The organism is Curtobacterium sp. VKM Ac-2852, assembly GCF_013205045.1.
Taxonomy (GTDB): domain Bacteria; phylum Actinomycetota; class Actinomycetes; order Actinomycetales; family Microbacteriaceae; genus Curtobacterium; species Curtobacterium flaccumfaciens.
This window is the reverse complement of record NZ_JABMLI010000004.1, coordinates 1-26,150: the sequence shown is the minus strand read 5'-3', so window position 1 is coordinate 26,150 and position 26,150 is coordinate 1. Positions and strand designations below refer to the sequence as shown.

The window sequence follows — 26,150 nt, the reverse complement described above, 5'->3', positions numbered from 1 at the left end:
GCCGTGACGAAAACGTTATCCGGAGGGCGCGGGGCGCCGGCTCGCCCGCGCCTATCGTGCGCGCGTCACGTCCACGGCTTCGATCGCCAGGGCCAGCGCGCCGGTCACCGAGGCCTTCTCGCCGAGCTGCCCCTGCACCACGTCCGGCGTGCCGTCCACGTCGACGATCAACGACGACTCGAGGGCGTGCCGCATCGGGCCGAGCAGGAGTTCCCCGGCCCGTGCGAACTCGCCCGTGACCACCACCCGCTCCGGGTCGAGGACGTTGCAGAGCCCCACCGCCGCCGAACCGATCGCCCGCCCGGCGTCGGCCACGGCGCGCATGCAGACCTGGTCGCCGCCCATCGCGCGCAGGATCAGGTCCGCCAGCTTGAGGGTGCCGGCCTCGTCGCGGACGCCCTCGAGCACGGCGGGTGCGCCGGCGATCGCCTCGAGGCACCCGCGGTTGCCGCACCGGCACAGGGGTCCGTTCGGCAGGACGGGGGTGTGCCCGAACTCGCCGGCGATGCCGTGGTGCCCACGGAACAGGTGCCCGCCCAGCACGAGTCCGGCGCCGATGCCGTTGCCGACGTCGAGCGTCACCACGGTGTCGCGGCCGCGGGCCGCCCCGCTCCGGTGTTCCGCCAGGGCGGCGAGGTTGGCCGAGTTGTCGACCTGCACGGGCTTGTCCATCCGCCGGGCGAGCGACTGGCCGAGCGCGATGCCGTCCCAACCCCGCAGGATCCCGCCGCGCGCCGTCATCCCGGTGCGGGCGTCGATCGGGGCGGCCACGGCGAGGCCGACGGCGAGCACCTCGTCCATCGACGACTCGATGGACTCCACCATGTCCAGCACGAGCAGCGCGGTCTTGTCGAGCTCGGCGTCGGCGCGGTGGTCACGGGCCAGGGGCATGTGCCGCTCGGCCAGGACGGCGCCGTTCAGGTCCGACAGCGCCAGCCGCAGGTGCCGCGGCGAGACGTGCACCCCGGCGACCAGCCCGAGGCCGTGCGGCAGGGTCACGCGGAGCGCCCGACGGCCGCTCGAGGTGCTCGGCGTCGCGTGCAGGGCTCCGGTCGCGACGAGTTCCTTGACGATGTTCGAGACGGTCGCGGGGGAGAGTCCGGTCACCCCGGCGAGCTCGACCTGCGTCAGCCCGCCGTGCCGCTTCACCGCGCTGACGACCCGGCCCCGGTTGGCTTCACGCAGTGAAGCTTGGTTCCCCGGACTGCGGCGCGGCTCTGACACGGGGACAGCGTAACGGGCGGGTCCGGAACGCTCGCCGTGACGGCCTGGAGGCGCGGTGCCAGCTGGCGCCGCGCCTCCAGGCCGTGGGTGGTCGCGTCCGGGGGCCGCTGCCGCCGTCAGGCGCGTCGCGCCGCGCGGTCGAGGCGCGGGGTCGGGATGCCCAGGGTCTCGGCGGTGCGCCGGACGTCCGCGAGGACCGCCAGGGGTTCGGCGGCGGCCGGGTCGTCGTGTGCGGCGAGGCTCGCACGCGCGATCGGGACGAGCGCCGTGGCCGCGGCCACCACGGCGGCCGTCACCCCCGGGCGTCGGACGGGCAGCGTCGTGGAGCGGTGCCGAGCGAGGTCGACGCCCCGTGCCTCCAGGACCGGCAGGAGTTCCCGACCGATCAGGAACGCCTCGCGGAGCGCCTGCCGATCCCCGACCATCGTCGCCAGGCCACCGCTCTGCAGGCCCCGCGCGAACATGCCGGCGTCGAGCACGAAGTGCAGCCACAGCCACCCCCGGATGTCGTCCTCGTCCTGCACGGTGAACCCCGCCCGCTGGAACACCGACCGCACCAGCTCCCGCCGATCCGGAGCCGCACCCGTCGTCCCGAGCCGGACCGAACGGAGGACGGCACCGTGCAGGACCCCGTCGGCGTCGAACCCGCCGCCGGCGCCCGGGAACCCGAACAGCACCCGGTCCGCGGCGAGCGGTGCGACCGCGGCGAGGGGTTCGTCCCACACGTTGCCGAGGACCAGCACCGTGGCGTTGCCGATGTGGGGTGCCAGGGTGGCCACGGCCTCCTGCAGTCGGTGGTGGCCGACGCTGAGGACGACGAGGTCGTACGCTTCGTCCGTGTCGATCGACTCGACCAGTCGCGTCGGCGACGTCGATCGGATCCGCCGACCCAGGGGTCCGCGGCGGCCGTCGATGACGTCGGTCTGCACGCTGTCGCCGTACTCGGCAGCGCGCCCGGGCCGCACCAGGTGGTCGACCTGGTGCCCGGAGTGCTGGAAGGCCTGGCCGTAGATCGTGGCGATGACGCCCCGTCCGAGCATGAGGATCCGCATCAGGCTCCTGTCCGCTAGTCTGGAGACGATCTCCACTTGGAAGATATGGAGATTGTTTCCACTTGTCAAGGAGGCTCCGTGCCGGTCGAGGAACCCCTGCCTGCCGCGAAGCCGATGCGCGCCGACGCCCGTCGGAACCGCGACGCGATCGTGGCCGCTGCCCGGACGGCGTTCGAGCGTGACGAGCAGCTGCGCTTCGACGACTTCGCCGGACGCGCCGGCGTCGGTGTCGGCACGCTCTACCGACACTTCCCGACGCGTGAAGCGCTGGCGGCGGCGGTCTACCGGGGCGAGGTCGATGTCCTCTGCCAGCGTGCTCGTGACTCGACGCGGCCAGCGGCTGAGAGCCTCGACGACTTCCTGCGCGGGTTCGTGGAGTACGTGGTCGACCACGCGGCGCTCGCCCGCACCCTCGCCGCCGTGGTCGACGCCACCACGCAGGCCGAGGGTGGGGGCGACCTGGAGCGGACACTCGCCGAGCTGATGGCGCGCGCGGCAGGTGACGGGACGATCCGGTCCGACGTCGCCCCCGGGACGGTGCTCATGCTGCTGCACGGCATCGGGGCCGGGATCGATCGCCCAGGGTGGGCGGTGGAAGCCCGTGCTGCCGCCGACCTGGTCTCCCGAGGGCTCCGGACCCGCTGATCCGTCAGCGCGGTCGCACCACCGGAGCAGTGTGGGCGCGGAGCAGGACGGCCACACTCGCGGCCGCAGCCAGTACGACGAGTGACCACGCCACCGCGGCCACCGTGCCGGCGGGGTGGGCGACCGACTGTCCGACCGCGGCCTGCACGGTGAGGAGCACGGTGCCCGCCGCCCACGTGACCGCGACGACGACCACGATCCGGACCTGCGTGGTCGGGTGTGCCAGCCACGGCAGGTGCCGACCCGCGGCGGCGACGAGGAGCGCCACGAGCGGGAGTACCTGCAGGGCGTGCATGCCGACGAAGTGGGCGACCCGGTAGTCACCGCCGACGGTGCTCCACCCGAGCAGCGGCACTCCGGGTCCGCCGTCCGCGATCCCCACCGTGTGGGCGCCGACGATGCCGTCCGGGGCGGTGAGCTGGGTGGGGGTCGGGCCGGTCATCAGGAACGCGACCCCGATGCCGAGGAGCGCGATGACGGCACCGGCGCGGACGGCGACCGTCAGTGCCGGGGTGGGCAGGCGCAGGAAGAACAGTGCGATCGAGGTGACGAAGGTGCAGAGGTAGAGCGTCGTGATCGCGACCGCCATCACCGCCCACACCACCACGTGCACGCTGTTCGACACGTTGAAGTGACTCGTCGTGCCGGTCGCGGCGGCCCACACGATGAGCACCTGTTCGACCACCAGGGCCACGGCCACCACTGTGCCGAGTCGGCGAGCGAGCGTCCGCCACTTCGGCAGGTGGGCGATGAGCCACGCCCAGGTGACGGCGTAGAGCAGGATCGACAGCGAGAACTTCAGGGGCTTCATCCACGCCGGTGCCCCGAGGATGGTCCGGGGATCCACGACGAGTCCGACGAGGCAGACCGCGGTGGAGACGACCATCAGGCCGGCGACGGCCATGAGTGCCGGGTGCCACGCGACCGCTCGACGGACGGCGGCGATCACCGGGCCACGCTCCGGGCGTGCAGCAGGGCGGCGGCCACGACGGCGGCGGTGGGGGTCGGTTGCACGCCGAACGTCTGCTCGAACGCCGACGAGTCGAAGACGTAGGGGTCGGTGTACTGGTAGCGCAGCTCGAGCGTCTCCCGGGCGGACGTGGTGAAGAGCGCACCGACGCGCAGCGTGGCCGACGACATCACCGCGGTGTCGGCGGCGGGGACCCCGGCGAGCTCGACGTACTGCCGACCGGTCAGCGCTGGAGCGGTCGGCAGGTGCCAGGTCCGGCCCGTCGCACGGTCGTCGGTACCGAGGGTCACGAGCGCGTCGCCGATGTCGGTCGTGGCGGTGAGGGAGTGCGGCTGGTCGGCGTCGAGCAGCCAGGTCGGGCGCTTGCCGGCGGCGATCCGGTCGACGACGAAACCGTTGAACACGCTCGTCGTCGCGCCGGGGCCGGTGAAGTCGGCGCTCCGCCCGACGGTGACGGCCAGTCCTCGGTCAGCCGCGGTCCGCAGCTGCTCGAGGGCGGCCGCGCGCACCGCACCCTTCCGGCCGGCGGGGTTGATCGGGGTCGCCTCGGTCATCGGCCCGGACACGCGACCGTAGGCGTAGACGTTGTCGAGGTACACCAGGTGGGTGCCCTCGGCCAGGGCTGCTCCGACGGTGTTGTCGACGATCCGCGGCCACTGGTCCGCCCAGACCCCCGACGAGTACGGCAGGCCGACGACGAGGTACGCGACGTCGGCACCGTGCAGTGCGCGGCGGACGGCGGTGGGGTCGAGCAGGTCGGCGATGACGTGGTCGGTGCGGGCGTTGCCGCTCTCGCTCTCGTTGTTGCCTGCCGTTGCTGTTGTCGACGGGCGCCGGCCGACGGACACGGCGGCGACGTCGTGCTCACGCAGTGCGCGGAGTGTCTCGCGCCCGACGACACCGTTGCCGCCCAGGACGACGTGCAGCGGAGCGGTCATGCGCCGGCCTCGTCCGTGTCGGCAACGGGGAACAGGTCGTGGGTGGCGTCCTGCTGCGCCAGGCGCCGGAGTCCCGCGAAGAGCGGATCGCCGAGGACGGTGCCGATCACCATCAGCTCCGCCATCGCGGTCCGGCCGTCGCGGTGCTGCAGTGCTGCGACGTCGGCCCGTGCCGCGCTCGCCGCTGCCGACACGTAGGCGTCGAGGTAGTCGTCCGGAGCGTCGAACCCGATGGTGCGCAGCCCGTCGAGCGCCCGGGCCGCGGTCTCGAGTCCCGGGTTGTCCGACGTCGCGCACCAGCCGGCGGCCGACACCCGTTCCTCGATCCGGGCGCGGGCCTCCGGGGTTGCCTCGGACTCGGGGGAGCGCGGGGTGGTCATGGCGTACTGGGCGACGGCGAAGACCTCGGCCAGCGGTGCGGTCTCGGCGTCGAGCACGGCCAGGACCTGCTTCGTCACGGCGACCGAGAGCCCGCCGGTCTCCAGGAGTGCCCGGACGAGCCGGACCCGTTCGACGTGCCGGTCGTCGTAGGCGGTCTGGTTCGGCGCAGACTTCTCGCCGGGGGGCAGGAGGCCTTCGCGTTGGTAGTACTTGACGGCGGTGACCGGCGTGGACGCCGCTCGGGCAAGTTCAGATATTCGCACTATCGGAGACTAGTGGTATCTACTCTCGGTCCACAAGGCATCAGTGCAGGTTCCGGAACGTCGCACGGACGTCGTCGACGAGCAGCTCCGGCTGTTCGAGCATCGCGAAGTGCCCGCCGCGCGCGACCTCGTTGAAGAACACCAGGTCGGTGTACCGGCGCGCTGCCCAGCGGCGCGACCGGCGGACGTACTCGCCCGGCATGATGCTCAGGCCGACGGGCAGGGTCAGTGGATCCTCGACGGTGCCCGGGGTGGCCCAGCCGGTGCGGGTCGCCTCCCAGTAGATGCGCGCCGCGGACGCGGCGGTGTTCGGCAGCCAGTACAGCATGACGTCGTCGAGGATCTCGTCGAGCGGGAAGAGCCGCTCGGCATCGCCGTGTTCGTCGTGCGAGCCGCCGACGTCCTGGAACATCGCGTAGATCCACGACGCCAGCCCGACGGGGGAGTCCGCCAACGAGTACCCGATGGTCTGCGGGCGGGTCGACATCTGCTGCGAGTAGGCCGACAGCTCCTGCCAGTAGTGGCCGCTCTCCTGCAGCATGACCTGTTCGTCGGGGGACGCGTTCCGGGCCTCGTCGTCCGTCGGCATGAACAGCGCCATGTTGAGGTGGATCCCGGCGAGTCCGATGTCCCGGGCGGCCTGCAGGGCTGCGAGCTCCGCGGTGACGGTGGCGCCGAGGTCACCGCCCTGGGCGAACCAGTCCGTGTACCCGAGCCGGGACATCAGCACCGACCAGGCCCTCGCGGTCCGGGCGGTGTTCCACCCGGTGGTCGTCGGCTTCCCGGAGAAGCCGAACCCGGGCAGGCTCGGGATCACGACGTGGAACGCGTCCGCCGCGTCGCCGCCGTGCGCCACCGGGTCGGTGAGCGGGCCGATCGCGTGGCGGAACTCCAGGACGGAACCGGGCCAGCCGTGGGTGAGCAGGAGCGGGCGGGCACCGGGGACGGCGGACCGGACGTGCAGGAAGTGGACCTCGAGCCCGTCGATCCGGGTCGTGTGCTGACCCCAGCCGTTCAGCAGCGCCTCGGTCCGGCGCCAGTCGTACTCCGTCCTCCAGTGCTCGACGAGGGCGCGGACCTTCTCGAGTCGGGGTCCCTGCGAGGTGTCCTCGACGGTTTCGGCATCGGGCCAGCGGGTCGCCAGCAGACGGCGGCGTAGGTCGTCGAGCTCCGCCTGGGGGACGTCGAGGGTGAACGGGGTGATGGCTGCGGTGTCCGACATGGGGTCCTCGGTGCTCGGCGTCTCGGCGGCTGTCCGTCTTGATCGCAGATGATCTTTGCACAAGACGATCTTGTTCCGGTACGGTCTCCAGTATGGACAGTCCGACGCCGACCGATGCACTCCCCGAGATCGACTGGGGTGCCGAGGGCATCGAATCCGAACTCGGGTGGGCGCTGCCGCTGGCGCTCCAGGGCTTCACGCGGCTGGGTAGTGAGGCGGTCGCTGACGTGCCGGGTGGTCCTCGTGGCTACCAGGTGCTCGTCGCGACCACCACCGAGGAACCGTCGTCGCAACTCGGACTCGCGCAGCGCCTCGGGATCGACAAGACCCAGATGACCTACATCGTCGACGCGCTCGAGGCGGGCGGGTTCGTCGAGCGTCGCCCCGCCCCGACGGACCGGCGGGTGCGGCAGGTCCACCCCACCGACGCCGGCCGTGCCCTGCTCGCCCGGACACGGTCCGCCCTGCGCGGCGCCGAGGGCGTGCTCATGCGGCACCTCGACGACGACGAACAGACGACCCTGCGCCGGCTGCTGGCCCGCGTCGCGCTCACCGCCGGGCTCGGCACCGCCGGACCGGACCAGGCAGACCCCACGTTCCAACACCCCCTCGCCGTCCCGGAGCGATCCCGACGGCGCACCGCGACGACCACGTCGACCACCACTGCAGTGAGGCCCCGCCCATGACCACCACCATCCTCGTCGCCGGCGCCACCGGCGACCTCGGGCACCGCATCGTCCGCGAGCTCACCCAGCACGACGTGCGGGTCCGGGTCCTCACCCGGCCCGGCAGCAGGACCGCCGCAGAACGCTTCGGCGACGACGCTTGTGTCGACGTCGTCGCCGCCGAGTACGGCGACCACGACGCCCTGACCCGGGCCGTCAGCGGGGCCGACGTCGTGGTCTCCGCCGTGAGCGGGACACGTCCGGTGATCGTCGACGCCCAGCGCGCGCTGCTCGCCGCGACCGTGGCGGCGGGCGTCCGGCGGTTCATCCCGTCCGACTACTCGGCCGACTACCGGCGGATCGCACCCGGCACCAACCGCAACTTCGAGCTGCGGCGCGAGTTCGCCGCCGACCTCGACGCGGCCCCGGTGCAGGCGACCTCGATCCTGACCGGCATGTTCACCGACCTGCTGACCGGCGAGGCCCCGATGATCCTGTCCGGCCGTCGGCTCGTGCTGTTCTGGTCGTCGGCGGACCAGGTGCTCGACTTCACCACGAAGGACGACGTCGCCCGGGTCACGGCCCTCGCCGCCCTGGACGACGATGCTCCGCGGGTGATCGAGATGGCGGGCGACCAGGTCACCGCCCGCGACGTCGCACGCACCATGAGCGAGCTGACGGGGGAGCGCTTCCGGCTGCAGTGGGCCGGCACCACCGGCACCCTGTCCGCGATGAGCGCCGTCGGCCGGCGCCTGTCGAAGGACCCCGACGAGACGTTCCCGGCATGGCAGGGGATGCAGTACTTCGTGAGCATGTTCAGCGGGCAGGCCCAGCTGCACCACGTCGACAACGACCGCTACGGCGTGCACTCGTGGACGAGTGTCCGTGATGTGCTCCGCGCACACCTCAGTGGGCAGGGCCACCCGGCGACGGACTGACGGGCGCGGTGTGCGGTCGTCGGCGGCGGAACAGGAACGCGAGACCGACGACGACGGCCGGCACCAGCGCGAGCGCGGCGAGCCAGACGAGGACGTCCCACTCGGGTGAGAGCGGCACGCCGAGCGTGCTCGACGAGGTCCGCCAGACCTGGTTGCCGGGCCCCTCGTGCTCGTCGGCCCCGGCGACCGGGAACAGCAGCGCCGTCACGATCGTCCAGCCCACCAGCACCACGACGGCGATCAGCGTCCACGGCCGCGGAGCGGACGGGGCGGACACCTGTGTCACCGGACCGCGGCACGCGAGCGCTCGGCCCGGGCGCCCCACCACGTCGCGACCAAGGCCGCTGCCCCCAACGCGAGCCCGACGACGCCTGATCCGAGACACGGGATGAGGACGAGGCCGAGGCCGATGTTCGCGCCGCCGCCCTCCGGGCCGTAGAACGCGTCGTACATCAGGGCGCCGACGCCGAGGAACCCCACGGCGAGGAGCACGGTGCTGATCCAGTGGAGCGTGCGAGCTGTGGCCATGGTGGTCGTTCCCCTCGGGATTGCGGTTGACGAATCCTCGCACGGCCGTTCCACCGCACATTCCCGGAGCGGCATCAGTCCCTCGGCACGCGGCCAAACCGGACCGCCTGGACGATCCGCCACACGCAGACCGCGGGCACGACGGCGCCAGTGGCTCGACCATGCCGCACGCCGGACTGGAGGCCCGGTGCCAGCTGGCACCGGGCCTCCAGTCCGTCAGTGACCTGCGGGAGGTGGCGGTCAGTCGGTCAGCAGCGTGTAGACCTTCGCGATGACATCGCCCTCGATGAAGCAGATGTCCATGCCGGACACGACGGGCGGTGCTCCCTCGGGGCCGAAGTGCCAGGCGAGGTACCCCATCCCGTGGTTCTCGTAGACCCGGCCGGCAGGCGAGAACACGAACCCGGGGGCCTCGTCGAGCAGGCGCTGCGCCTTGGCGTGCAGGGCCTCGTGGCCGGTGACGACCTCGTCAGGGTCCAGGAAGACGACGTCCGGGGCGTAGGTCCGCTCGATCGCGGCGCGGCGGCGCTCCGGGTCCCGTTCCCCGAACACCTCGAACAGGTTGGCGTGCATGAGCGATTCGAGCGGTTGCGACATCGTGGCTCCGTCGGTTGTCGGCTGTTCGGTCAAGTGTGCGGCAAACACGGGTTCGCTGCGACGGATCGTCGGCCAGACCCGGCCCGACCCGACGGGATTCGACCGACCCGCGACACGCGCGTTGGCACGGCGTCGGGCCGGGCCCTACCGTTGGCCCCATGACGACCATCGGACTCCGCCGGATGGTGCCGCGCGACCCCGACCAGCGACACCGGGCGGCGAGCCCCCTGGAGCTCCTGTTCGACCTGGTGTTCGTCGTCGCGGTGGGCTTCGCCGCCACGAACCTGCACGAGATCGAGCTCGAGGGACACGTCACCTCCGCCGTCCTGGCCTACGGGCTGGTGTTCTTCTCGATCTGGTGGGCCTGGATGAACTTCACGTGGTTCGCCACGTCGTTCGACACCGACGACTGGCTCTACCGCGTGATGACCTTCGTGCAGATGGCCGGGGTGCTCGTCCTCGCCGCCGGGGTGCACGCGGCCATGGTCGAGAACGACTTCACGATCGGCATCATCGGCTACGTCGTCATGCGGCTGGCCCTGGTCGGGCAGTGGATCCGCGCCGCCGCGTCCTCCACCCGCTACCGCCGCACCGCCACCCTGCACGCCGTCGGCATCACGGTCGTGCAGGTGCTCTGGGTGGTCTCCCTGGCCCTGCCCGACGACGTCTGGTCCTACGCGGCGCCGTTCCTCGTGCTCGCCGAACTGTCCGTGCCGATCTGGGCGCAGACCTCGACGGGGACAGCCCCGTGGCACACCCGGCACCTGGCCGAGCGGTTCTCCCTGTTCACCCTCATCGTCCTCGGCGAGGGGCTGGTGGCCTCGGCCGGCGCGGTGATCGACGCCGTCGCGCACACCGAGCACCTCGGAGCCCTGCTGGCGCTCGCGGGTTGCGGGCTCGTGATCACCGTCGGCATGTGGTGGATCTACTTCTCCCGCGAGCAGCACGCGCACATCCGCTCGCTGCCCACCGCGCTCGTGTTCGGCTACGGCCACTACTTCGTCTTCGCCGCCGCCGGTGCCCTGCCGGCCGGCATCGAGGTCGCGGTCAGCGCCGACGCCGGCCACGTCGAGCTGTCGTCCGCCTCGGTCGCCGCGACCGTCGCGGTGCCGGTCGCCGTGTTCGTGCTGTCGATCTGGGCGCTCGCGATCCGGCCGTCGCTGTCGGCACGGGCCAACGCCGTCGTGGTGGCCCTGGTGCTCGTGGTCCTCGCGTCGATCGCGGTGCCGGCGGTGTCGCTGCCGGTCACGGCGCTCGCCGTGGTGGCGGTCGTCGTGACCCTCGAGGTCGCGTCCGCACGGACCGACACCTGACGGACTGACGGACAGGAGGCACGGTGCCAGCTGGCACCGCGCCTCCCGTCCGTCAGGTGGTCGCGTCGACGGCCCGTGCGCGGTTCCGTCTCCGGTGCGAGGGCACGTTCGTCGCACCGAGAACGGAACCTCGCACCACACGGCGCGCGCGGCGCGTGGCGCCGCGCCGCGCGCCGTGTCAGCGCTCGGGCTGCTCCGTCGCGGGCCCGTCGTCCGACGCCGGACGTGCGTCGAGGCTCGGGTCGACCGCCGGGTCGGCCGAGATCGACGACGGCCGCACCGGGAAGTCGTCGAGCGCACCGGCCTCCACCGTCGGGGACGTGGTTCCGCGGCCGCCGCGCACGCGGTTCTTCACCGCGGCCCACGGACGGCCGAGGCCGGACCGTGCCGGACGCTCGGTCGGTGCCTCGACCTCGAGGCCGTAGTAGGCGCCGACGTGCTCGAGCAGGACCTCGCGCTCAGCCTTGTCGTAGGCACGGCGCTCGCGGGTGAAGGCGATGATCGTCGACCAACAGGTGAGCAACAGGACGATGCTGAACGGCAACGCGGTCGTGATCGCCGCCGTCTTCAGCGCGTTCAGTCCACCGCTGAGCAGCAGGGCGACGGCGAGCAGCGCAGCGACACCGGCGAAGAAGACTCGCAGCCAGTTCTTCGGCTCGATGTCACCGCCCGACGCGATCATCGCCATCACGAGCGACCCGGAGTCCGACGAGGTCACGAAGAACACGCCGATGAGCAGGATCGCGCCGTACGTCAGGACCATGCCGGCGGGCAGGTCGCCGAGGACCGCGAACAGCGACCCCTCGATGTCGACCGAGCCGTCCGAGCCGATCAGGCCGCCCGAACCGTCGGTCTGGCGGTGGATCGCGGTGCCGCCCAGGACGGCGAACCACAGGAAGGTGAGCGCGGTCGGCACGAGCAGGACACCGAACACGAACTGGCGGACGGTGCGGCCCTTGGAGATGCGGGCGATGAAGACACCGACGAACGGCGCCCACGACATCCACCAGCCCCAGTAGAAGGTGGTCCAGGCACCCTGCCAGGCCTCGCCCTCGGCACCCTGCTGGGCGGTGACGTTGAACGACAGGCCGACGATGTTCTGCAGGTAGGAGCCGATCGACTGCACGAAGTCACGGAGCAGGAACTGCGTCGGGCCGACGATGAGCACGAACAGCAGCAGTGCGGCGGCGAGCAGCAGGTTGAAGTTCGACAGGATCTTCATGCCCTTGGTCACGCCGGTGACGAGCGAGACGATCGTGACGGCGGTGATCACCGCGATGATCGCGATCTGGCTGACGATGCTGCTGTCGGCGATGCCGGCGCTCTCGAGCCCCGCGCCGATCTGGATGACCCCGAGGCCGAGCGAGGTCGCGACGCCGAACAGCGTGCCGACCAGGGCGATCACGTCGATCAGGTTGCCCCAGCCGCCGCGCACGCGGTTGCCGAGCAGCGGTTCGAGGGCCCAGCGGATCGACACCGGGCGACCCCGGCGGTGGATCGCGTACGCCAGGGCCAGGCCGAGGACGACGTAGATCGCCCACGCGTGCAGGCCCCAGTGCAGGAACGTCTGGGTCAGTGCCTGCTGCGCGAGCTCCTTCTCGGTGCCGGTGACGCCGGGGCGCGGGGAGGCGAAGTGGCTGAGGGGCTCGGAGACGCCGTAGAAGACGAGGCCGATGCCCATGCCGGCGGCGAAGAGCAGTGCGAACCACGAACCGGTCGAGAACTCGGGCTCGTCCTGGTCCTTGCCGAGCTTGATGTCACCGAAGCGGCTGAAGCCGACGAACAGTGAGAAGCCGACGAAGAACGCGGCGATCAGCACGTAGTACCAGCTGAAGTTCTTGACGATGCCGTCCTGCAGACCGAGGAACAGCGCCTCGGCGGTGGAGGGGGAGATCAGGGTGAAGGCCACGAACCCCAGCACGATGACGGCGGCGGGCCAGAACACCCACCGCCGCAACTGCGGCGTCGTGGTCACGGGTCCGGGCAGGGGAGGAGTGGTGCTTGCCATGCAGTCCATGGTGCCTGCTCGCGATCCTGTGTGTTCGCCCAGGCGTGTCGTGGTTCAGAAATCGCGCGCAGACTCCGTGGGGTTCCCCCGGCCGACCCGTCCGAGGTGGAGTCTCCGCGACAGCCGGATGACGGGACGGATGAGCAGCTGGATGCTCCCGATCAGGAACAGCCACGTGCCGGCCGTCGTGGTGCTCTCGGAGAAGAAGAGGACGCTGCCGACGATGAACCAGAGCGCGACCATCACGTCGTTGATGATGCTGATCGTCTCGTAGACCCCGCGGATGCGGAGCTCCTCGTGCCCCACCCGGAGTGCGATGTCCCGTTCGTCCTCAGCCATCAGACGATCCTGCCAGCTCCGTGGCGTGTCCGTCCCAGCGGTCGTGCTCGTCCCGAGGGCACGGCGCGCTCCGTGCGAGGTTCCACATTCCGTGCGGCGCTCCGGGCGCCGCACGGAGTGCGCAACCTCGCACCAGGCGGCGGCTCGCGGCCGTGGTCGCGCGGCGCGGCGGCCGGGAGGCGCGGGGCGGGCTGGCACCGTGCCTCCCGTCCGTGGGGCGCACCGCCCACTGCCACATGCGATTACAACGTTGACGTACGCTTTACAGCGCTGTAAACAGGAGCCTGCGCGACGATGCGCAACGAGGGAGAGACCCGATGGTGGGAAGCAGGACCGCAACACTCCAGGCGGCGGTGAGCCGGCGCGGGTTCCTCGCGGGCGCGGCCGGTGGCATCGCACTCGGCACGATGGCGCTCGCCGGGTGCGCGACCCCGGAGCGTGCCGCCGGCGGTGCCACGACGCTCCGCTTCTACGAGCAGAAGCAGGAGGTCATCGCGTACTTCGACAAGCTGCTGCGGAGGTTCGAGGGGGAGCACGCCGGCATGTCGGTCGTGCACGACAGCACGGCGGCCATCGCCCCGCAGTTCGTGCGCGGTGAACCGGCGGACGTCGGGTGCTTCAACGACAACCTCGAGCTCGCCCGGTACATCTCGCGCGGCGTGCTCAGCGACCTCAGCGACCTGCCGTCGGCAGCGCGGGTCCGACCGGACATCGACACCCTGACGAACCAGTACGCGAAGTTCGAGGACCGCACGAGCGTGCTGCCGTACTCGCTCGCGGCGGCCGGGGTGATCTACAACAAGCGGATCTTCGCCGAGCACGACCTGCCGGTCCCGACGACGTGGGACGAGTTCGTCGAGGTCTGCCGGACGCTGCAGAAGGCCGGCATCACGCCGATCTACGCCACCGACCGGGACACCTGGACGCTCTGGCAGGGCCTGTTCGACTACTCCGTGGGCAGCCTCGTCGACACCGGCTCGTTCTTCCGCAAGATGAAGGCTCTCGGCGCCGACGTCGGCCCCGACTCCGAGGTGTCGTTCGAGAAGGACTTCGCGGTGCCGATGGAGCGCGCGAAGACCATCTCGTCGTTCTTCAACCGCGACCACGCCACCCGGGCCTACGCCGACGGCAACCTGGCGTTCGGCAAGGGCGAGGCCGCGATGTACCTGCAGGGCCCGTGGGCGCTCGGGCAGATCGCGCTGATCGACGAGGAGCTGCCCGTCGGCACCTTCGCCCTGCCGGTGTCGAACGACCCGGCCGACCGCAAGGCCCGGGTCAACATCGACCTCGGGCTCTGGATCCCCACGGCGTCCGAGCACCCGGAGCAGGCGAAGGAGCTCGTCGAGTTCCTCATGCAGCCCGAGGTCATCGACGCCTACAACCGCGACAACCTGGCGTACTCGCCCCGCATCGACGCACCGCCGCAGCAGGACGAGCGCCTCGCCGGCCTGCAGCAGTACGTCGACGATGCCGCGTTCTACCAGGGCGCCGGCACCTTCATCCCCACGTCGATCCCGCTCGGCAACTACCTGCAGTCGGCGATCCGGAGCGGCGACTTCACCTCGATGCTGCAGCGGCTCGACTCGGACTGGCGGCGGCTCGCCGGCCGTTCCGCGACGGTCTGAGCCGGATCAGGACACAGGAGCCACCATGACCATGCAGACCCCGCTCTCCCGCGACACCGACCCGGCAACGTCCGGACCGGCGACCGCGGCGTCCCGTACGCACCGTCGTGTGGGTTCCCTCCACCGGACGGAGGGCATGTACTACCTGTTCCTCGTGCCGGCCCTCGTGCTCTTCACGGCGTTCGTCGTCGCCCCCGCCTGCGTCGGCGTCTTCTACAGCTTCACCGACTACCTGGGGTTCGGGCAGTGGGACTTCATCGGCGTCGAGAACTACAGGGCGCTCGTCTCCGACCCGGCGATCCTGGCGTCGTACGGGTTCACGCTCGGCTTCGCGGCCGTCACCGTCGTCGTCACGCAGGTCGTCGCGCTGTCCCTGGCGATCGCGCTGGCGAAGAAGATCCGGTTCGCCGCCGGGTTGCGGTCGGTGTTCGTCATCCCGATGGTGATCTCGGGGATCATCGTCGCCTACGTGTTCAACTTCCTGTTCTCGAACACCGTGCCAGCCCTGGCCACGAGCGTCGGTTTCGGCCCGCTCGAGCAGAGCATCCTCGGCGACCCCAACCTCGCCTGGCTCGCGATCGTGATCGTGTCCGCCTGGCAGACCGTGCCCGGCGCGCTCCTCATCTACACGGCGGGCCTGACGTCGATCCCCGAGGAGCTGTACGAGGCCAGTGCGCTCGACGGCGCGACCGGCTGGAAGCAGCTCCGCTCGATCACGCTCCCGCTGCTCGGCGGCTTCATCGTCATCAACACCGTCCTCGGCGTGAAGGGCTACCTCGGCGCCTACGACGTGATCGTCGGTCTGACCAACGGTGGCCCCGGCAGCGCGACGAGCAGTGTCGCGATGACCATCTTCGGCGGCTTCACCGGCGGCGACTACGCCTACCAGATGGCGAACGCGACCGTGTTCTTCATCATCACCGTCCTCATCTCCGTGCTGCAGCTCGCGGCGACCCGCGGAAGGAACCTGCGACTCGCATGACCGCCATCGACACACGACCCCCGACCGACACCCGCGCCGTGACCACCGCCGGCGGCGGACGTTCCGGCCGCGGCCACCGCCGACGACTGGGCGGCACGAACTGGACGCTGACCGTGGTCCTCGGCCTCGCGTCGCTGACCGTGCTCATCCCGCTGTACGTGACGCTCTCGATGGCGTTCAAGACGACCGAGCAGTCCGTCGACGGTAACGCGCTCTCGCTGCCGTTCCCGTTCAACCCGGGCTCCTTCGCCGAGGCCTGGCAGCTGACCCGGTTCCCGGTGTCCTTCTCGGTGTCCCTGGGCGTCGCGGCGCTCACCGTCGTCGCGACGCTGCTGCTCAGCTCGTTCGCCTCGTACGCGATCGTCCGGAACTGGCACAAGCGGTTCTTCCGGTACTCGTTCGTCTACCTGCTCGCGGCGATGTTCCTGCCGTTCCCGGTGGTGGCGCTGCCGCAGATCAAGCTGACCGCCGAGATCGGCCTCGACAACCCGATCGGCGTCGGGATCCTGCACGCCATGTTCCAACTGTCGTTCAGCGTGCTGCTCTACTCGGCGTACCTGCGGTCGATCCCGGTCGAACTCGAGGAGAGCGCCCGCATCGACGGGGCGTCCACGTGGCAGATCTTCTGGCGGATCATCCTGCCGCTCCTCGGTCCGATGAACGCGACGGTCGGCATCTTCGCGTTCCTGGCATCGTGGAACGACTTCATGATGCCGTCGCTCATCACGGCGGATCCGGGGTTGCAGACCCTGCCCGTGGTGCAGAACATCTTCCAGAGTCAGTTCGGCACCAACTACAACGTCGCCTTCGCCTCGTACCTGATGGCGATGGCGCCCACGATCATCGTCTACCTGTTCGCGCAGCGCTGGGTCATCAGCGGCGTGACGCAGGGCGCGGTCAAGAGCTGAGAGGCACCACGTGAGCAGCAGCACCACCGGCACCAGCACGACCGGCACCACCGGCACCGTCCTCCCCACCATCCGTCCGTTCCCGGGTTCGGACCCGGTCGCCGACCCCGCAGCCGTCGTCACCGGCGACCACTGGCGCATCACGGTGCTGGACGCCGGGGCGTTCCGCATCGAGTGGAGCGACGACGGCGGGTTCGAGGACCGGGCATCGACCTTCGCGATGCGCCGCCGCCTGCCCGTGCCGACGTTCACCGTGGAGCGGACGGCCGCGGCCGACGGCACCGGCACCGGCACCGCCGCCGGCGTCGTCGTCACCACCGATCGCGCCCGCCTGCGCTACGACGGCCGCCCCTTCAGCCCGAGCGGCCTGGTCGTCGAGACCACCGGCCCGGACGCCAACCGCTGGCGCTGGGGGCAGGAGCCGCGGGACCTCGGCGGCACCGGCCGCACCCTCGACGACGTCGACGGCCGGATGCCGCTCGAACCGGGGATCCTGGCCCGCGACGGCATCACCGCGCTCGACGACAGCGAGTCGTTCCTGTTCGCCGACGACGGCTGGATCGGCACGCGGGTCCCCGGGCGCCGTGACGTCACGGTCTTCGCGTACGGCCGCGACTACGACGCTGCGCTCCGCACCTACCATGCCGTCTCCGGGCCGCCGTCGCGGATGCCGCGGTGGGCACTCGGCAACTGGTGGAGCCGGTACCACCCGTACAGCGACACCTCGTACCTCGAGCTGCTGGACCGCTTCGCCGACGAACACCTGCCGTTCTCGGTCGCCGTCATCGACATGGACTGGCACCGGGTGGACTCCGTCCCGCCGCGCTTCGGCAACGGCTGGACGGGGTACTCGTGGGAGCCGTCGTTGTTCCCGGACCCGCGGGCCTTCCTCGCAGAGCTCCACCGCCGGGGGATGCGCACGACGCTGAACCTGCACCCGGCCGACGGCGTCCGGGCGTTCGAGGACGCCTACCCCGCGGTGGCCCGGGCGATGGGCGTCGACCCGGAGACCGAGCGGCCGATCGCGTTCGACCCGACGGACCGGCGGTTCCTGCAGGCCTACTTCGAACAGCTGCACCGCCCGCTCGAGGAGCAGGGGGTCGACTTCTGGTGGATCGACTGGCAGCAGGGTCGTGAGACCGGACTGCCCGGGGTCGACCCGCTGTGGCTGCTCAACCACTTCCACCTGCTCGACTCGGCGCGGCACGCGGCATCGGGTGACGCCGACGCAAGGCCTGACAGCGGCGCGGACACGGCCACCGACGACGACGCAACAGCAGTCCCCGTCGACGGCATGACCTTCTCGCGCTACGCCGGCCCCGGCAGCCACCGGTACGCCGTCGGGTTCTCCGGTGATGCCGTCGTGTCGTGGGCATCCCTGGCGTTCCAGCCCGAGTTCACCGCCACCGCCGCGAACATCGGCTACCCCTGGTGGAGCCACGACATCGGCGGCCACACCCGCGGCGTCCGCGACGACGAGCTCGCCACCCGCTGGGTGCAGTTCGGGGTGTTCTCACCGATCATGCGCCTGCACTCCGCGAACAACCCGTTCATCCGCAAGGAGCCGTGGGTGTTCCCCGCCGAGGCCCGCGCCGCGATGGGCGAGGCACTGCGCTTCCGCCACCGCCTGGTGCCGTACCTGCACACGATGAACCACGGCACCGCCGAGGGCACCGCACTGGTCCGGCCGCTCTACCACCTGGAGCCGCGCCGCGACGAGGCGTACCGGGTGCCGAACACCTACGCGTTCGGCTCGGAGCTGCTCGTCGCCCCGATCGTGGCGCCGCGCGACCCGGTCAGCCGACACGGGGTCGCCCGGGCCTGGCTGCCGCCGGGCACCTGGACCGACGTCTTCACCGGCACGGTGTACGCGGGCGACCGGTTCGTCGACCTGCACCGCACGCTCGACACGGTGCCGGTCCTGCTGCGCGCCGGTGGGATCCTGCCGCTCGCGGCGGCCGACCAGCTCGACGCCACCGTCAACCCGACGGCCTTCGAGGTGCTCGTCGCCCCAGGCGCACCGGGTGACTTCACCATGGTCGAGGACCACGAGGGCGAGGGCAGCCGCACCGCCCGGACCCGCCTGACCTGGGACCCAGCACACGCCGAGTTCCGGGTGCACGCCGCCACCGGGGCCCTGGACGTCGTCCCCGCCCACCGCGACTGGCGGGTCACGTTCCTCGCCGCGCCGGCCGACGGGCAACCGACGTCGGCACGCTCGGCCGACCGGTTCTCGGTCGACCTGTCCGTCGACTCGGCGTCGGGCGGGTCGGTCACGCTGGTCGGCGCTCCGGTCGTCGGTGTCGACGCGCGGGAGGCCGTGCGGCGGGTCCTCGAGGGCGCGCAGGCCGGCAACCCGGAGAAGCTCGAGGCGTGGGAGGTCGTGGCGAAGGACCTGCCGCGTGCGGACCGCATCGTCGAGCTCGGCACCGTCGGCCTGCCCGACGCCCTGCGGGACGTCGTCGTCGAGCTGCTCGGCAGCGTGCACCCGGGGGAGTCGGCTCCCGCAGGCCGCTGACGGCAATCGACGGGGGAAAAGGCGGACGGGAGGCCCGTGGCGGCGCCGCCACGGGCCTCCCGTCCGCCGTTCACGCGCGCTGGTGCGCCGCCCGGTCGGACGTGCCGTCCGCGTACGGCGCGCTCTCGCCGACGAGCAGGCGGTGGCCGACCGTGACCAGCCGGCCGGGCACGTCGGAGCCGTCCATCCGCTCGACCAGCAGGTCGAGCGCGGTGTCGGCGAGGGCGACCGTGTCGGGTGCGACAGAGGTCAGGCTCGGCACCAGGCTCGACCCGAGTCCGACCGCGTCCCACCCGACGACGGCGACGTCGCCGGGGGCGTCCAGGCCGCGCAGGTGCATCGCCCGGAGCGCCCCGAGCGCGGCCAGGTCGTCGCGGCAGAGCAGACCGTCCACGCGGAGTCCGGCGTCGAGCGCGGCGCCGAAGGCGACCTCGGCACCGGCGGCGTCACCGACCTCGCGGGGGACCAGCAACGCGTCGTCGAGCGGCAGGCCCGCGGCGACGAGTCCGGCGCGGTAGCCGTCCAGACGCAGTCCGGACGTGCGCGACGACGGGCCGGTCTCGTGCCCGAAGAACCCGATGCGGCGGCAGCCGAGCGCAACGAGGTGCGCGACGGCCTCGGTGGCGGCCCCGGCGTTGTCGATCACGACCTGGTCGGCGTGCGGGGGCCGGACGTCCTCGCCGAGGAACACCACGGCGGTGTCCCCGCGGATCCGGTCGATGGCCTCGGGCGTGAGTACCTGCGGGTGGATCACGACCCCGTCGACCACACCGGCCTCGCGTCCCAGCACCGCTGAGCGTTCACCGTCGGGGTCGCCGCCGGTCTCCTCGAGCAGGAGCTGGTAGCCGCGGTCGGCGCACACCCGCGAGAACACGTGGGCGAGTTCGGCGAAGTACGGACGCCGCAGGTCGGGGAACGCGAAGGCGAGCATGTTCGAGCGTCCGGTCGCCAGGGACCGGCCCGAGACGTTGGGGCGGTAGCCCAACTCGTCGATCGCGGCCTGCACCCGGCTGCGCATCGGGTCGCTGACGTGCTGGTAGCCGCGGACGACGTTGGACACGGTCTTCATCGAGACGCCGGCGTGTGCGGCGACGTCCTGCAGTGTGACCTTGCCCATCCGCTCACCGTAGCGGGCGGGACTCGCCGGACGCGTCGGACCGGCCGGGCCGTGCTCGCTCGTGGTCGTCAGGGGACGAGTCGGCGCTGCACGATCGCGCGGGCGACCTCGGAGAGCGGCTCGTGGTGCTCGAGCGCGTACCCGCGGATCACCGCGAAGGCGTCGTCGATCGAGACGCCGCGCAGGTACGACACGACGCCCTTGGCCTGCTCGATCACCTCGCGCGACCCGATGGTCCGCTGCAGCTGCGCGCGGACGATCTCGTGCTCGCGCAGGGAGCGTTCGTGCAGGATACCGATCGTCGCCACGTCCGCCAGGGCCCGGGCGACGCGCAGGTCCGACTCCGCGAGCACACCGACGCTTGCACCGAACAGGTTGAGCGTGCCGATGACGTTGCTCCCCAGCCGGAGCGGGACGGCGTGCACCGACCGGAACCCGAGTTCGAGTGCTCCCGTGCGGAACATCGCCCACTCCGCCGGAGCCATCTCGATGTCCGGGCACGTCACGACCCGTCCGGTCGCGAACGAGGTCATGCAGGGGCCGGCCTCGGCATCGAGTTGCAGTACCTCGACGAGACGGGTCGCCTCGGAGGTGGAGGCCACGACCTCGAGCTCCTGGTCATCGTTCGCCAGCAGGATGCCCGCGGCGTCGATGCCGAGCACGTCGGCGCAGGTCTCGACCAGGGTCTGCAGCAGTTCCACGACGTCGTAGGCGTCCACCAGGGTGTCGGTGAGCGACGTGAACGTCTCGAGGATCCGGGCTTCTCGGCCTGCCGTCGTCACTGGACCTCCTCGATCAGGTCGCCGCGCTTCTCGAACCGGACCGTGCCGTCGAGGATCTCCTCCGCCACCCGCCGCATCGTCGTCCGACGGGCGAAGGCATGGCCCTGCAGCAGCAGGTAGGCGTCCTCGGGGCTGATGTCGAGCTGCGCGAGCACGACGCCGGTGGCCTGGTGCACCACGCGCCGCGACGACGGGCTCCGATCGAGCAGGGCGTCGTCCTCGTCCGCGATGGAGCGGAGCGCCCGGCGCAGGACCCGGCGGCTGACGGCCGAGGCGAGGGTCATGGCCTGCCGTACGGTGTCGTCCTCGATCGTCGCGGGCTCCGGCACGTACACGTCGATCGCGCCGAGCGGGAACGGCCCGAAGGCGACCGGGAACGCGAAGACCGCGCCGACGGGTTCGCTCCGAACGGCATCGTTGAAGGCGGGCCACGCGGCGTTCGGGCGCTGCACGAGATCCGTCTCCAGCACCGGGGCATCGGTCGCGAGCGCGGTCCAGCACGGTCCCTCGGACAGGTCGAGCTGGATCTCGTCGATCCGCGTGGCGACCTCGTCGGTCGCGGACACGGTCTCGCTCGGGCACAGTTCACCGAACGTCGAGATCGAGACACCGCCCATCGGCAGCGCGAGCGCGAACGGCCGACTGAGTTCGTCGTCGGCGATCTCCGCCGACCGGAGCGCACGGAGTGCACGCTCGAATGCGTCATCCATGGGCGCCTTCCCTGCCGTCTCTCGATCTTACGCGCTGGTCGGTGTCGGACGATCCGGACGGCGCAGGCACATTCGGCGGTGGGCCGGCGCGCCAGGCCGGCAGCTCTGCGGGCGGGTACGACCCCTGCTCGTCCTGCACCCGGAGCATCGCATCGAGGGCGACGAGGCTCACACCCGGGGTCTCACGCACCACCGTCCGCACCGCGTTGCCGAGCAGGAACGCCATCAGGTCCTCGCTGCCCCCGTCCGGTCGGTAGTCACGCCACGGACCGGCCCCTGCGCGTTGCAGGGCACCGGCGAGCACCGCCTTCGCGTCGTCGACGTCGACCTCGCAGTCGAGCACCAGGCGGAAGCGTCGCTGGCTCCGGTCCGACAGGCTCGGTGCGCCGTCCTCGTCGTCCTCGGGCACGAAGGAGCGCAGCGCCGACGACGGTGCGATGCCGTACGCCGCGCGGAACGCCGCAGCCATCCGGCCCGCGTTGCTGAACTGCCAGCGCTCGGCGATCTCCGCGATGGTCCGGCGGTCCGGCGCACCGGACGCTGCCTGCAGGTCGCGACGGACCCCCTCGAGGCGCACGGCGCGCAGGAAGGTTCCCGGGGACTGCCCGATCTCGGCCTGGAACCGCTTCTGCAGGCTCCGCGGCGACAGCTGCACGGCCGCGGCGACGTCGGCGACGGTGATGTGGGTCGCCGCCTGCTCGTGGACGAACCGCATCGCATCCCGGACCGCACGCGAGAGTCGGGGCGGGCCGTCCTGGGTCGCGCTGCTCCCGTCGCTCATGTGCCGACCGTACGGGACCCGCCGATGGCGCGCTCCCAGGGCTCCGATCGAGGCCGCGGATGATCCACCTTGCGCGGTACGAAGTCAACCCCTGACATGACCGGAATCGTCCTGTCGATACTGAAAGTGTCTCGTGCATCGCGGTCGAAGCGATGCGCCACATCGAACCGACAGGGAGGCGCGATGGGACACGCACAGGGAACCTCGACCACGGTGACCGACTCGGCCGTCTGGCAGCAGGTCGTCCACACAGACCGGATCCGTGCGCTCGCCGCGACGGACCCGACGGACATCCGCGTCCAGCCGGTCGACTCCGGCTGCTGGCGGGTCGTCGACGCCGCGGCCGCCTGGGGGGACCCGGACATGCTCCTCGGCTTCATCGAGCGCACGGTGGAGGGTTTCGACTGCACGCTCATGGCGGCGCTGCACGAGCACGACCGGCGTGCGAGCCTGCAGGACGCCCGCGCCTGGTTCGAGCGCCGCTGCGGACAGCACGTCGACGAGGCACCGTGCTGACCGCGGTCCACGGGACCGACGGCGCCCGGACCGTCACCGCGAGGATCGACGCGCAGCGACGCCGCACCGAACGATCCGGTACCGACCGTGCCTTCGCCGCACGCGTGCTCGCCCAGGCCGGGCACGGTCGTGACGTGCGCTTCGACGTCGAGGACGACGCCTTCCGGCTGCCGTTCCGGTTCCGCTACCGGACCCGCCGCGACGGTTGCGTGAGCCTCGTCACGGCATCGGCGACCTCCGGCTTCTCCGGGGTCTTCGAGCCCATCGACCGCATCGTCGTCGGGTGGTCGAGCACCGGCGGTGTCCGCATCGCCGTCGAGGGCGGCGTCGTCCTCGAGACCCGCCCGGGCACGCCCGTCCTGATGCCGACGTCCGGGGAGTTCTCGGTGCGCGCCCCGAAGGGCACGCTGCAGCTCGTGAGCATCGACCGGTCGCTCCTCGACCAGGTGCGCTCGTCGCTGGGAGCAGCGTCCGAACTGCCGACGCGGGGTGCCGAGCCCGCCGTCGCGGCCCTCGAACACCTGCGCCGGTGCGTCGAGCAGGTGGCGGTCACGGCGACGCGCGACGGGTTCACCTCGGGCACCCGGAACGCCGCGCAGGTCGCGCTGGTCGAAGCCGTGCTCGGAGCCTTCGGGGTGCGGACGCCCGCGGTCCTCCGCCGTGCGGTGACGCCGTCGACGGTCGAGCTCGCCGAGGCCTACCTCGAAGGACACTGCGAGCGGACGTTGTGCCTGGCCGACATCTGCGACGCCGTGGGTGTGAGTCCGCGGACCCTGCAGACGGCGTTCATGCGGGAGCACGGTGTCTCGCCGATGACGTTCCTGCTGCAGATGCGGCTCGACCGGGTGCACGCGGCCCTCGAATCCAGCGGCCGTCACGAGACGAGCGTGAGCGAAGCCGCGATGGCCTGGGGCTTCCGGCACCTGGGGCGGTTCTCGGGCACGTACTTCCGCCGGTTCGGGGAGTACCCGGGGCAGACGTTGCGTGCATCGTCCGGCCGGTGCGCAGACGGTCCGGAGCGTCACGCGGGCTGAGTTCGTGCACTGCGCAACGTGTTCCGGACACCACGGTGAACACGCAAGTTCGGCCCCTAGGGTCGCCGCAAGCGCAATCGCGTGAACTCCCTCGAACCGGTTGAAGGACCGATCCGTACCGGAAGGCGGTCCACATGACCACCACTCCGCTCGCTCCGGGTTACACCCGCACTCGTCCCGCTACGGGTGCCCGCAAGGGCACCTCGACCTACTCCGCGCTCCTGGCGCAGGTGAAGGAGAACGGCCTCCTGCGCCGTCGTACCGGTTTCTACTGGGCACTGTTCGGCGCACTCGTCGGCAGCCTCGCCCTCACCTGGGTCGCGTTCGCGTTCCTCGGCGACTCGTGGTTCCAGCTCATCGTGGCCGGTGCGCTGGGTGTGCTGTTCACACAGTTCGCGTTCCTGTCGCACGAGGCTGCGCACCGTCAGGTGTTCGAGTCCCAGAAGTGGAACGACCGCGCGGGCCGCTGGCTCGGCACGTTCCTCGTGGGCCTCAGCTACTCGTGGTGGATGAACAAGCACACCCGTCACCACGGCAACCCCAACACCGTCGGCAAGGACCCGGACATCGCCCCCGACGGCATCCGGTTCCTGCCCGAGGACGCCGCCGCCGTCAAGGGCGGCGCGATGAAGACCTTCATGCGCTTCCAGGGGTGGCTCTTCTTCCCCCTCCTCACACTCGAGGGCCTGAACCTGCACCGCTACGCCGTGATGTCGATCGTCACCGGCAACGGCACCAAGGCCGACAAGAAGCACCGCCTCATCGAGGGCGCCCTGCTCGTGGCGCGGTTCGCGATCTACCTGACGGTCGTGTTCTGGTTCCTGCCGTTCGGGATGGCGTGTGCGTTCCTCGGGGTGCAGCTGGCCGTGTTCGGCGTGATGATGGGCGCCTCGTTCGCCCCGAACCACAAGGGCATGCCGACCATCGCGCACGACGCGAAGGTCGACTTCTTCTCCCGCCAGGTGCGCACCTCGCGCAACATCCGTGGCGGCTGGTGGGTGTCGTTCCTGATGGGCGGGCTGAACTACCAGGTCGAGCACCACCTGTTCCCGTCGATGCCGCGTCCGGCGCTGAAGCAGGCCCGCCTGCTGGTGCGGGACCACTGCGACACCCTCGACGTGCCGTACACCGAGACGACGCTGCTGCGTTCGTACGGCATCGTCGTCCGGTACCTCAACCGCGTCGGCCTCGCCGCCCGCGACCCCTTCGCGTGCCCCATGGTCGCGCAGCTGCGCATCCACTGACGCCGTGCTGACCGCCATGCCGACGGGCACCGTCAAGTGGTTCGACCACAGCAAGGGGTTCGGCTTCATCCACCCCGACGACGGGTCCCAGGACCTGTTCGCGCACTTCTCCAGCATCGTCGCGGCGACCGGCTCCCCGCCGCTCGCCCAGGACGACCACGTGCAGTACGAGATCGGACCCGGCAAGAAGGGCCCGCAGGCGGACAACATCTCGATCATCCGCTGATCGGCACCACACCACGAGCAACGCCCCGACCGGTCCGGTCGGGGCGTTGCTCGTTGCGCGAGTGGCCGCGGCCGACCGAGTCTCGCCCTGCCGGACAGACGGCGGCTCCCTGTACCCGCAACGTGTCCGCGGGACCGAGTCTCGGCAGCGGCCCGTGCCCCCGCCTGCGGGCTGGGCTGTGTTTCGCGGTGAGCGACAGTTCTCGCGAACGTGAGCGCGTGGGGTGTCGCCCAGCCCGTGACGACGGCGGCCGCCGGCCCGGCGCGCGACGAGACGGACGGGAGGCCCGGTGCCAGCTGGCACCGGGCCTCCCGTCCGTTTGTGCGCCCGTTCTTTCCCATCGCAAGCGCGTTGGTTCGCAAGAACGGGCGTACCTGGTCGAAAGAACTCACCAGGTACGCCCGGTTCTGCCAGGTACGCCCGGTTCTGCCAGGTACGCCCGGTTCCACCAGGCGCACGACGCTCGGCGCGCAACGCAAGTCGGCCCGGACCGCGCTGCTGCGTGGTCCGGGCCGACTGGGGTGGTGCGGGGTGTTACTTGATCTGTGCGGTGATGGTGGCGGTGCCGACGAGCAGGCCGCGCTTGACGGCGTCGGTGCCGAAGGTCTTGTTCAGCAGGCCGGC

General features: G+C 71.3%; 27 protein-coding genes. 12 read left to right on the top strand and 15 right to left on the bottom strand.

The window, feature by feature from the left end:
- Positions 1 to 51 precede the first annotated feature (51 nt).
- Together HQQ79_RS15180 and HQQ79_RS15175 are read right to left on the bottom strand one after the other, a co-directional pair.
- Positions 52 to 1,224, bottom strand: a complete 1,173-nt coding sequence (locus HQQ79_RS15180) for an ROK family transcriptional regulator (RefSeq protein ID WP_173035411.1) — start codon at positions 1,222 to 1,224, stop codon at positions 52 to 54.
- 116 nt (positions 1,225 to 1,340) lie between these two features.
- Entirely contained in the window at positions 1,341 to 2,276 is a 936-nt protein-coding gene (locus HQQ79_RS15175) for a ketopantoate reductase family protein (protein WP_173035409.1), read from the bottom strand.
- A 78-nt stretch (positions 2,277 to 2,354) separates the two neighbouring features.
- On the opposite strand from HQQ79_RS15175, the gene HQQ79_RS15170 reads away from it, so the two are divergent.
- Entirely contained in the window at positions 2,355 to 2,921 is a 567-nt protein-coding gene (locus HQQ79_RS15170; RefSeq protein ID WP_214526451.1) for a TetR/AcrR family transcriptional regulator, read from the top strand.
- 4 nt (positions 2,922 to 2,925) lie between these two features.
- On the opposite strand, the gene HQQ79_RS15165 is transcribed toward HQQ79_RS15170, so the two are convergent.
- From HQQ79_RS15165 to HQQ79_RS15150, 4 genes are read right to left on the bottom strand one after another with little or no spacing between them, the layout of a single operon-like run.
- Positions 2,926 to 3,870, bottom strand: coding sequence for a hypothetical protein (locus HQQ79_RS15165; protein WP_367948111.1), 945 nt, complete (start codon positions 3,868 to 3,870; stop codon positions 2,926 to 2,928).
- Positions 3,867 to 4,829: an NAD-dependent epimerase/dehydratase family protein gene (locus HQQ79_RS15160; RefSeq protein ID WP_173035405.1), complete on the bottom strand. Its 963-nt coding sequence runs from the start codon at positions 4,827 to 4,829 to the stop codon at positions 3,867 to 3,869. Before HQQ79_RS15160 ends, HQQ79_RS15165 begins: the two co-directional genes overlap by 4 nt.
- The gene (locus tag HQQ79_RS15155) at positions 4,826 to 5,473 is read right to left on the bottom strand and encodes a MerR family transcriptional regulator (RefSeq protein ID WP_111057399.1); all 648 of its coding nucleotides are present in this window, start codon (positions 5,471 to 5,473) and stop codon (positions 4,826 to 4,828) included. The genes HQQ79_RS15160 and HQQ79_RS15155 overlap by 4 nt, the downstream gene beginning before the upstream one ends.
- Positions 5,474 to 5,513: 40 nt before the next feature.
- Positions 5,514 to 6,695 carry an epoxide hydrolase family protein gene (locus HQQ79_RS15150; protein WP_173035403.1) on the bottom strand — a complete coding sequence of 394 codons (1,182 nt, stop codon included), beginning with the start codon at positions 6,693 to 6,695 and terminating at the stop codon, positions 5,514 to 5,516.
- Positions 6,696 to 6,787: 92 nt separating this feature from the next.
- On the opposite strand from HQQ79_RS15150, the gene HQQ79_RS15145 reads away from it, so the two are divergent.
- Complete coding sequence (locus HQQ79_RS15145) at positions 6,788 to 7,381, top strand: MarR family winged helix-turn-helix transcriptional regulator (RefSeq protein ID WP_071404274.1); 594 nt, start codon at positions 6,788 to 6,790, stop codon at positions 7,379 to 7,381.
- Positions 7,378 to 8,298, top strand: coding sequence for an NmrA family NAD(P)-binding protein (locus HQQ79_RS15140; protein ID WP_173035401.1), 921 nt, complete (start codon positions 7,378 to 7,380; stop codon positions 8,296 to 8,298). Before HQQ79_RS15145 ends, HQQ79_RS15140 begins: the two co-directional genes overlap by 4 nt.
- Here the strand turns inward: HQQ79_RS15140 and HQQ79_RS15135 are convergent.
- The 3 genes from HQQ79_RS15135 to HQQ79_RS15125 all read right to left on the bottom strand — a co-directional run bounded on the left by HQQ79_RS15135 (position 8,267) and on the right by HQQ79_RS15125 (position 9,423).
- Positions 8,267 to 8,575: a hypothetical protein gene (locus HQQ79_RS15135; protein ID WP_173035399.1), complete on the bottom strand. Its 309-nt coding sequence runs from the start codon at positions 8,573 to 8,575 to the stop codon at positions 8,267 to 8,269. The genes HQQ79_RS15140 and HQQ79_RS15135 overlap by 32 nt on opposite strands.
- A 5-nt stretch (positions 8,576 to 8,580) precedes the next feature.
- A complete protein-coding gene (locus tag HQQ79_RS15130) occupies positions 8,581 to 8,826 on the bottom strand; it encodes a hypothetical protein (protein ID WP_173035397.1) in 246 nt (81 codons plus the stop codon).
- A gap of 240 nt (positions 8,827 to 9,066) precedes the next feature.
- Positions 9,067 to 9,423, bottom strand: a complete 357-nt coding sequence (locus HQQ79_RS15125; RefSeq protein ID WP_173035394.1) for a nuclear transport factor 2 family protein — start codon at positions 9,421 to 9,423, stop codon at positions 9,067 to 9,069.
- Positions 9,424 to 9,581: 158 nt separating this feature from the next.
- Here HQQ79_RS15125 and HQQ79_RS15120 point away from each other — a divergent pair, with 158 nt between their 5' ends.
- The gene (locus HQQ79_RS15120) at positions 9,582 to 10,736 is read left to right on the top strand and encodes a low temperature requirement protein A (protein ID WP_173035392.1); all 1,155 of its coding nucleotides are present in this window, start codon (positions 9,582 to 9,584) and stop codon (positions 10,734 to 10,736) included.
- Between the two features lie 178 nt (positions 10,737 to 10,914).
- On the opposite strand, the gene HQQ79_RS15115 is transcribed toward HQQ79_RS15120, so the two are convergent.
- Both HQQ79_RS15115 and HQQ79_RS15110 read right to left on the bottom strand, forming a co-directional pair.
- On the bottom strand, positions 10,915 to 12,744 hold the full coding sequence (locus tag HQQ79_RS15115) for a BCCT family transporter (protein ID WP_254066330.1): 1,830 nt from the start codon (positions 12,742 to 12,744) through the stop codon (positions 10,915 to 10,917).
- Between the two features lie 54 nt (positions 12,745 to 12,798).
- Entirely contained in the window at positions 12,799 to 13,083 is a 285-nt protein-coding gene (locus HQQ79_RS15110) for a YrhK family protein (RefSeq protein ID WP_027464831.1), read from the bottom strand.
- A 353-nt stretch (positions 13,084 to 13,436) separates the two neighbouring features.
- Here HQQ79_RS15110 and HQQ79_RS15105 point away from each other — a divergent pair, with 353 nt between their 5' ends.
- Genes HQQ79_RS15105 through HQQ79_RS15090 form a run of 4 tightly spaced genes read left to right on the top strand, consistent with a single transcriptional unit; the run spans position 13,437 to position 19,116 of the window.
- Positions 13,437 to 14,708: an extracellular solute-binding protein gene (locus HQQ79_RS15105; protein ID WP_173035390.1), complete on the top strand. Its 1,272-nt coding sequence runs from the start codon at positions 13,437 to 13,439 to the stop codon at positions 14,706 to 14,708.
- A gap of 25 nt (positions 14,709 to 14,733) precedes the next feature.
- Positions 14,734 to 15,690 (top strand): carbohydrate ABC transporter permease, encoded by a 957-nt coding sequence (locus HQQ79_RS15100; protein WP_071246778.1) that lies wholly within the window; start codon positions 14,734 to 14,736, stop codon positions 15,688 to 15,690.
- Positions 15,687 to 16,598, top strand: coding sequence for a carbohydrate ABC transporter permease (locus HQQ79_RS15095; RefSeq protein WP_250898895.1), 912 nt, complete (start codon positions 15,687 to 15,689; stop codon positions 16,596 to 16,598). The genes HQQ79_RS15100 and HQQ79_RS15095 overlap by 4 nt, the downstream gene beginning before the upstream one ends.
- A gap of 10 nt (positions 16,599 to 16,608) precedes the next feature.
- Positions 16,609 to 19,116: a TIM-barrel domain-containing protein gene (locus tag HQQ79_RS15090; protein WP_173035388.1), complete on the top strand. Its 2,508-nt coding sequence runs from the start codon at positions 16,609 to 16,611 to the stop codon at positions 19,114 to 19,116.
- 70 nt (positions 19,117 to 19,186) lie between these two features.
- Here HQQ79_RS15090 and HQQ79_RS15085 read toward each other — a convergent pair whose 3' ends face one another.
- The 4 genes from HQQ79_RS15085 to HQQ79_RS15070 all read right to left on the bottom strand — a co-directional run bounded on the left by HQQ79_RS15085 (position 19,187) and on the right by HQQ79_RS15070 (position 22,506).
- On the bottom strand, positions 19,187 to 20,233 hold the full coding sequence (locus tag HQQ79_RS15085) for a LacI family DNA-binding transcriptional regulator (protein ID WP_173035386.1): 1,047 nt from the start codon (positions 20,231 to 20,233) through the stop codon (positions 19,187 to 19,189).
- Positions 20,234 to 20,301: 68 nt separating this feature from the next.
- Positions 20,302 to 21,015 carry a GAF and ANTAR domain-containing protein gene (locus HQQ79_RS15080; RefSeq protein WP_173035384.1) on the bottom strand — a complete coding sequence of 238 codons (714 nt, stop codon included), beginning with the start codon at positions 21,013 to 21,015 and terminating at the stop codon, positions 20,302 to 20,304.
- Entirely contained in the window at positions 21,012 to 21,725 is a 714-nt protein-coding gene (locus HQQ79_RS15075; RefSeq protein ID WP_173035382.1) for a GAF and ANTAR domain-containing protein, read from the bottom strand. The genes HQQ79_RS15080 and HQQ79_RS15075 overlap by 4 nt, the downstream gene beginning before the upstream one ends.
- Positions 21,718 to 22,506, bottom strand: a complete 789-nt coding sequence (locus HQQ79_RS15070; RefSeq protein WP_173035380.1) for a helix-turn-helix transcriptional regulator — start codon at positions 22,504 to 22,506, stop codon at positions 21,718 to 21,720. Before HQQ79_RS15070 ends, HQQ79_RS15075 begins: the two co-directional genes overlap by 8 nt.
- Before the next feature lie 183 nt (positions 22,507 to 22,689).
- Between HQQ79_RS15070 and HQQ79_RS15065 the strand changes: the two genes are divergently transcribed.
- The 4 genes from HQQ79_RS15065 to HQQ79_RS15050 all read left to right on the top strand — a co-directional run bounded on the left by HQQ79_RS15065 (position 22,690) and on the right by HQQ79_RS15050 (position 25,526).
- Entirely contained in the window at positions 22,690 to 23,022 is a 333-nt protein-coding gene (locus HQQ79_RS15065) for a hypothetical protein (protein WP_173035378.1), read from the top strand.
- Positions 23,016 to 24,056, top strand: a complete 1,041-nt coding sequence (locus tag HQQ79_RS15060) for an AraC family transcriptional regulator (RefSeq protein ID WP_173035376.1) — start codon at positions 23,016 to 23,018, stop codon at positions 24,054 to 24,056. Before HQQ79_RS15065 ends, HQQ79_RS15060 begins: the two co-directional genes overlap by 7 nt.
- Before the next feature lie 134 nt (positions 24,057 to 24,190).
- Positions 24,191 to 25,300, top strand: coding sequence for an acyl-CoA desaturase (locus HQQ79_RS15055; protein WP_110864824.1), 1,110 nt, complete (start codon positions 24,191 to 24,193; stop codon positions 25,298 to 25,300).
- A gap of 4 nt (positions 25,301 to 25,304) precedes the next feature.
- The gene (locus tag HQQ79_RS15050; RefSeq protein ID WP_307858961.1) at positions 25,305 to 25,526 is read left to right on the top strand and encodes a cold-shock protein; all 222 of its coding nucleotides are present in this window, start codon (positions 25,305 to 25,307) and stop codon (positions 25,524 to 25,526) included.
- The last annotated feature ends 624 nt before the right edge of the window (positions 25,527 to 26,150 follow it).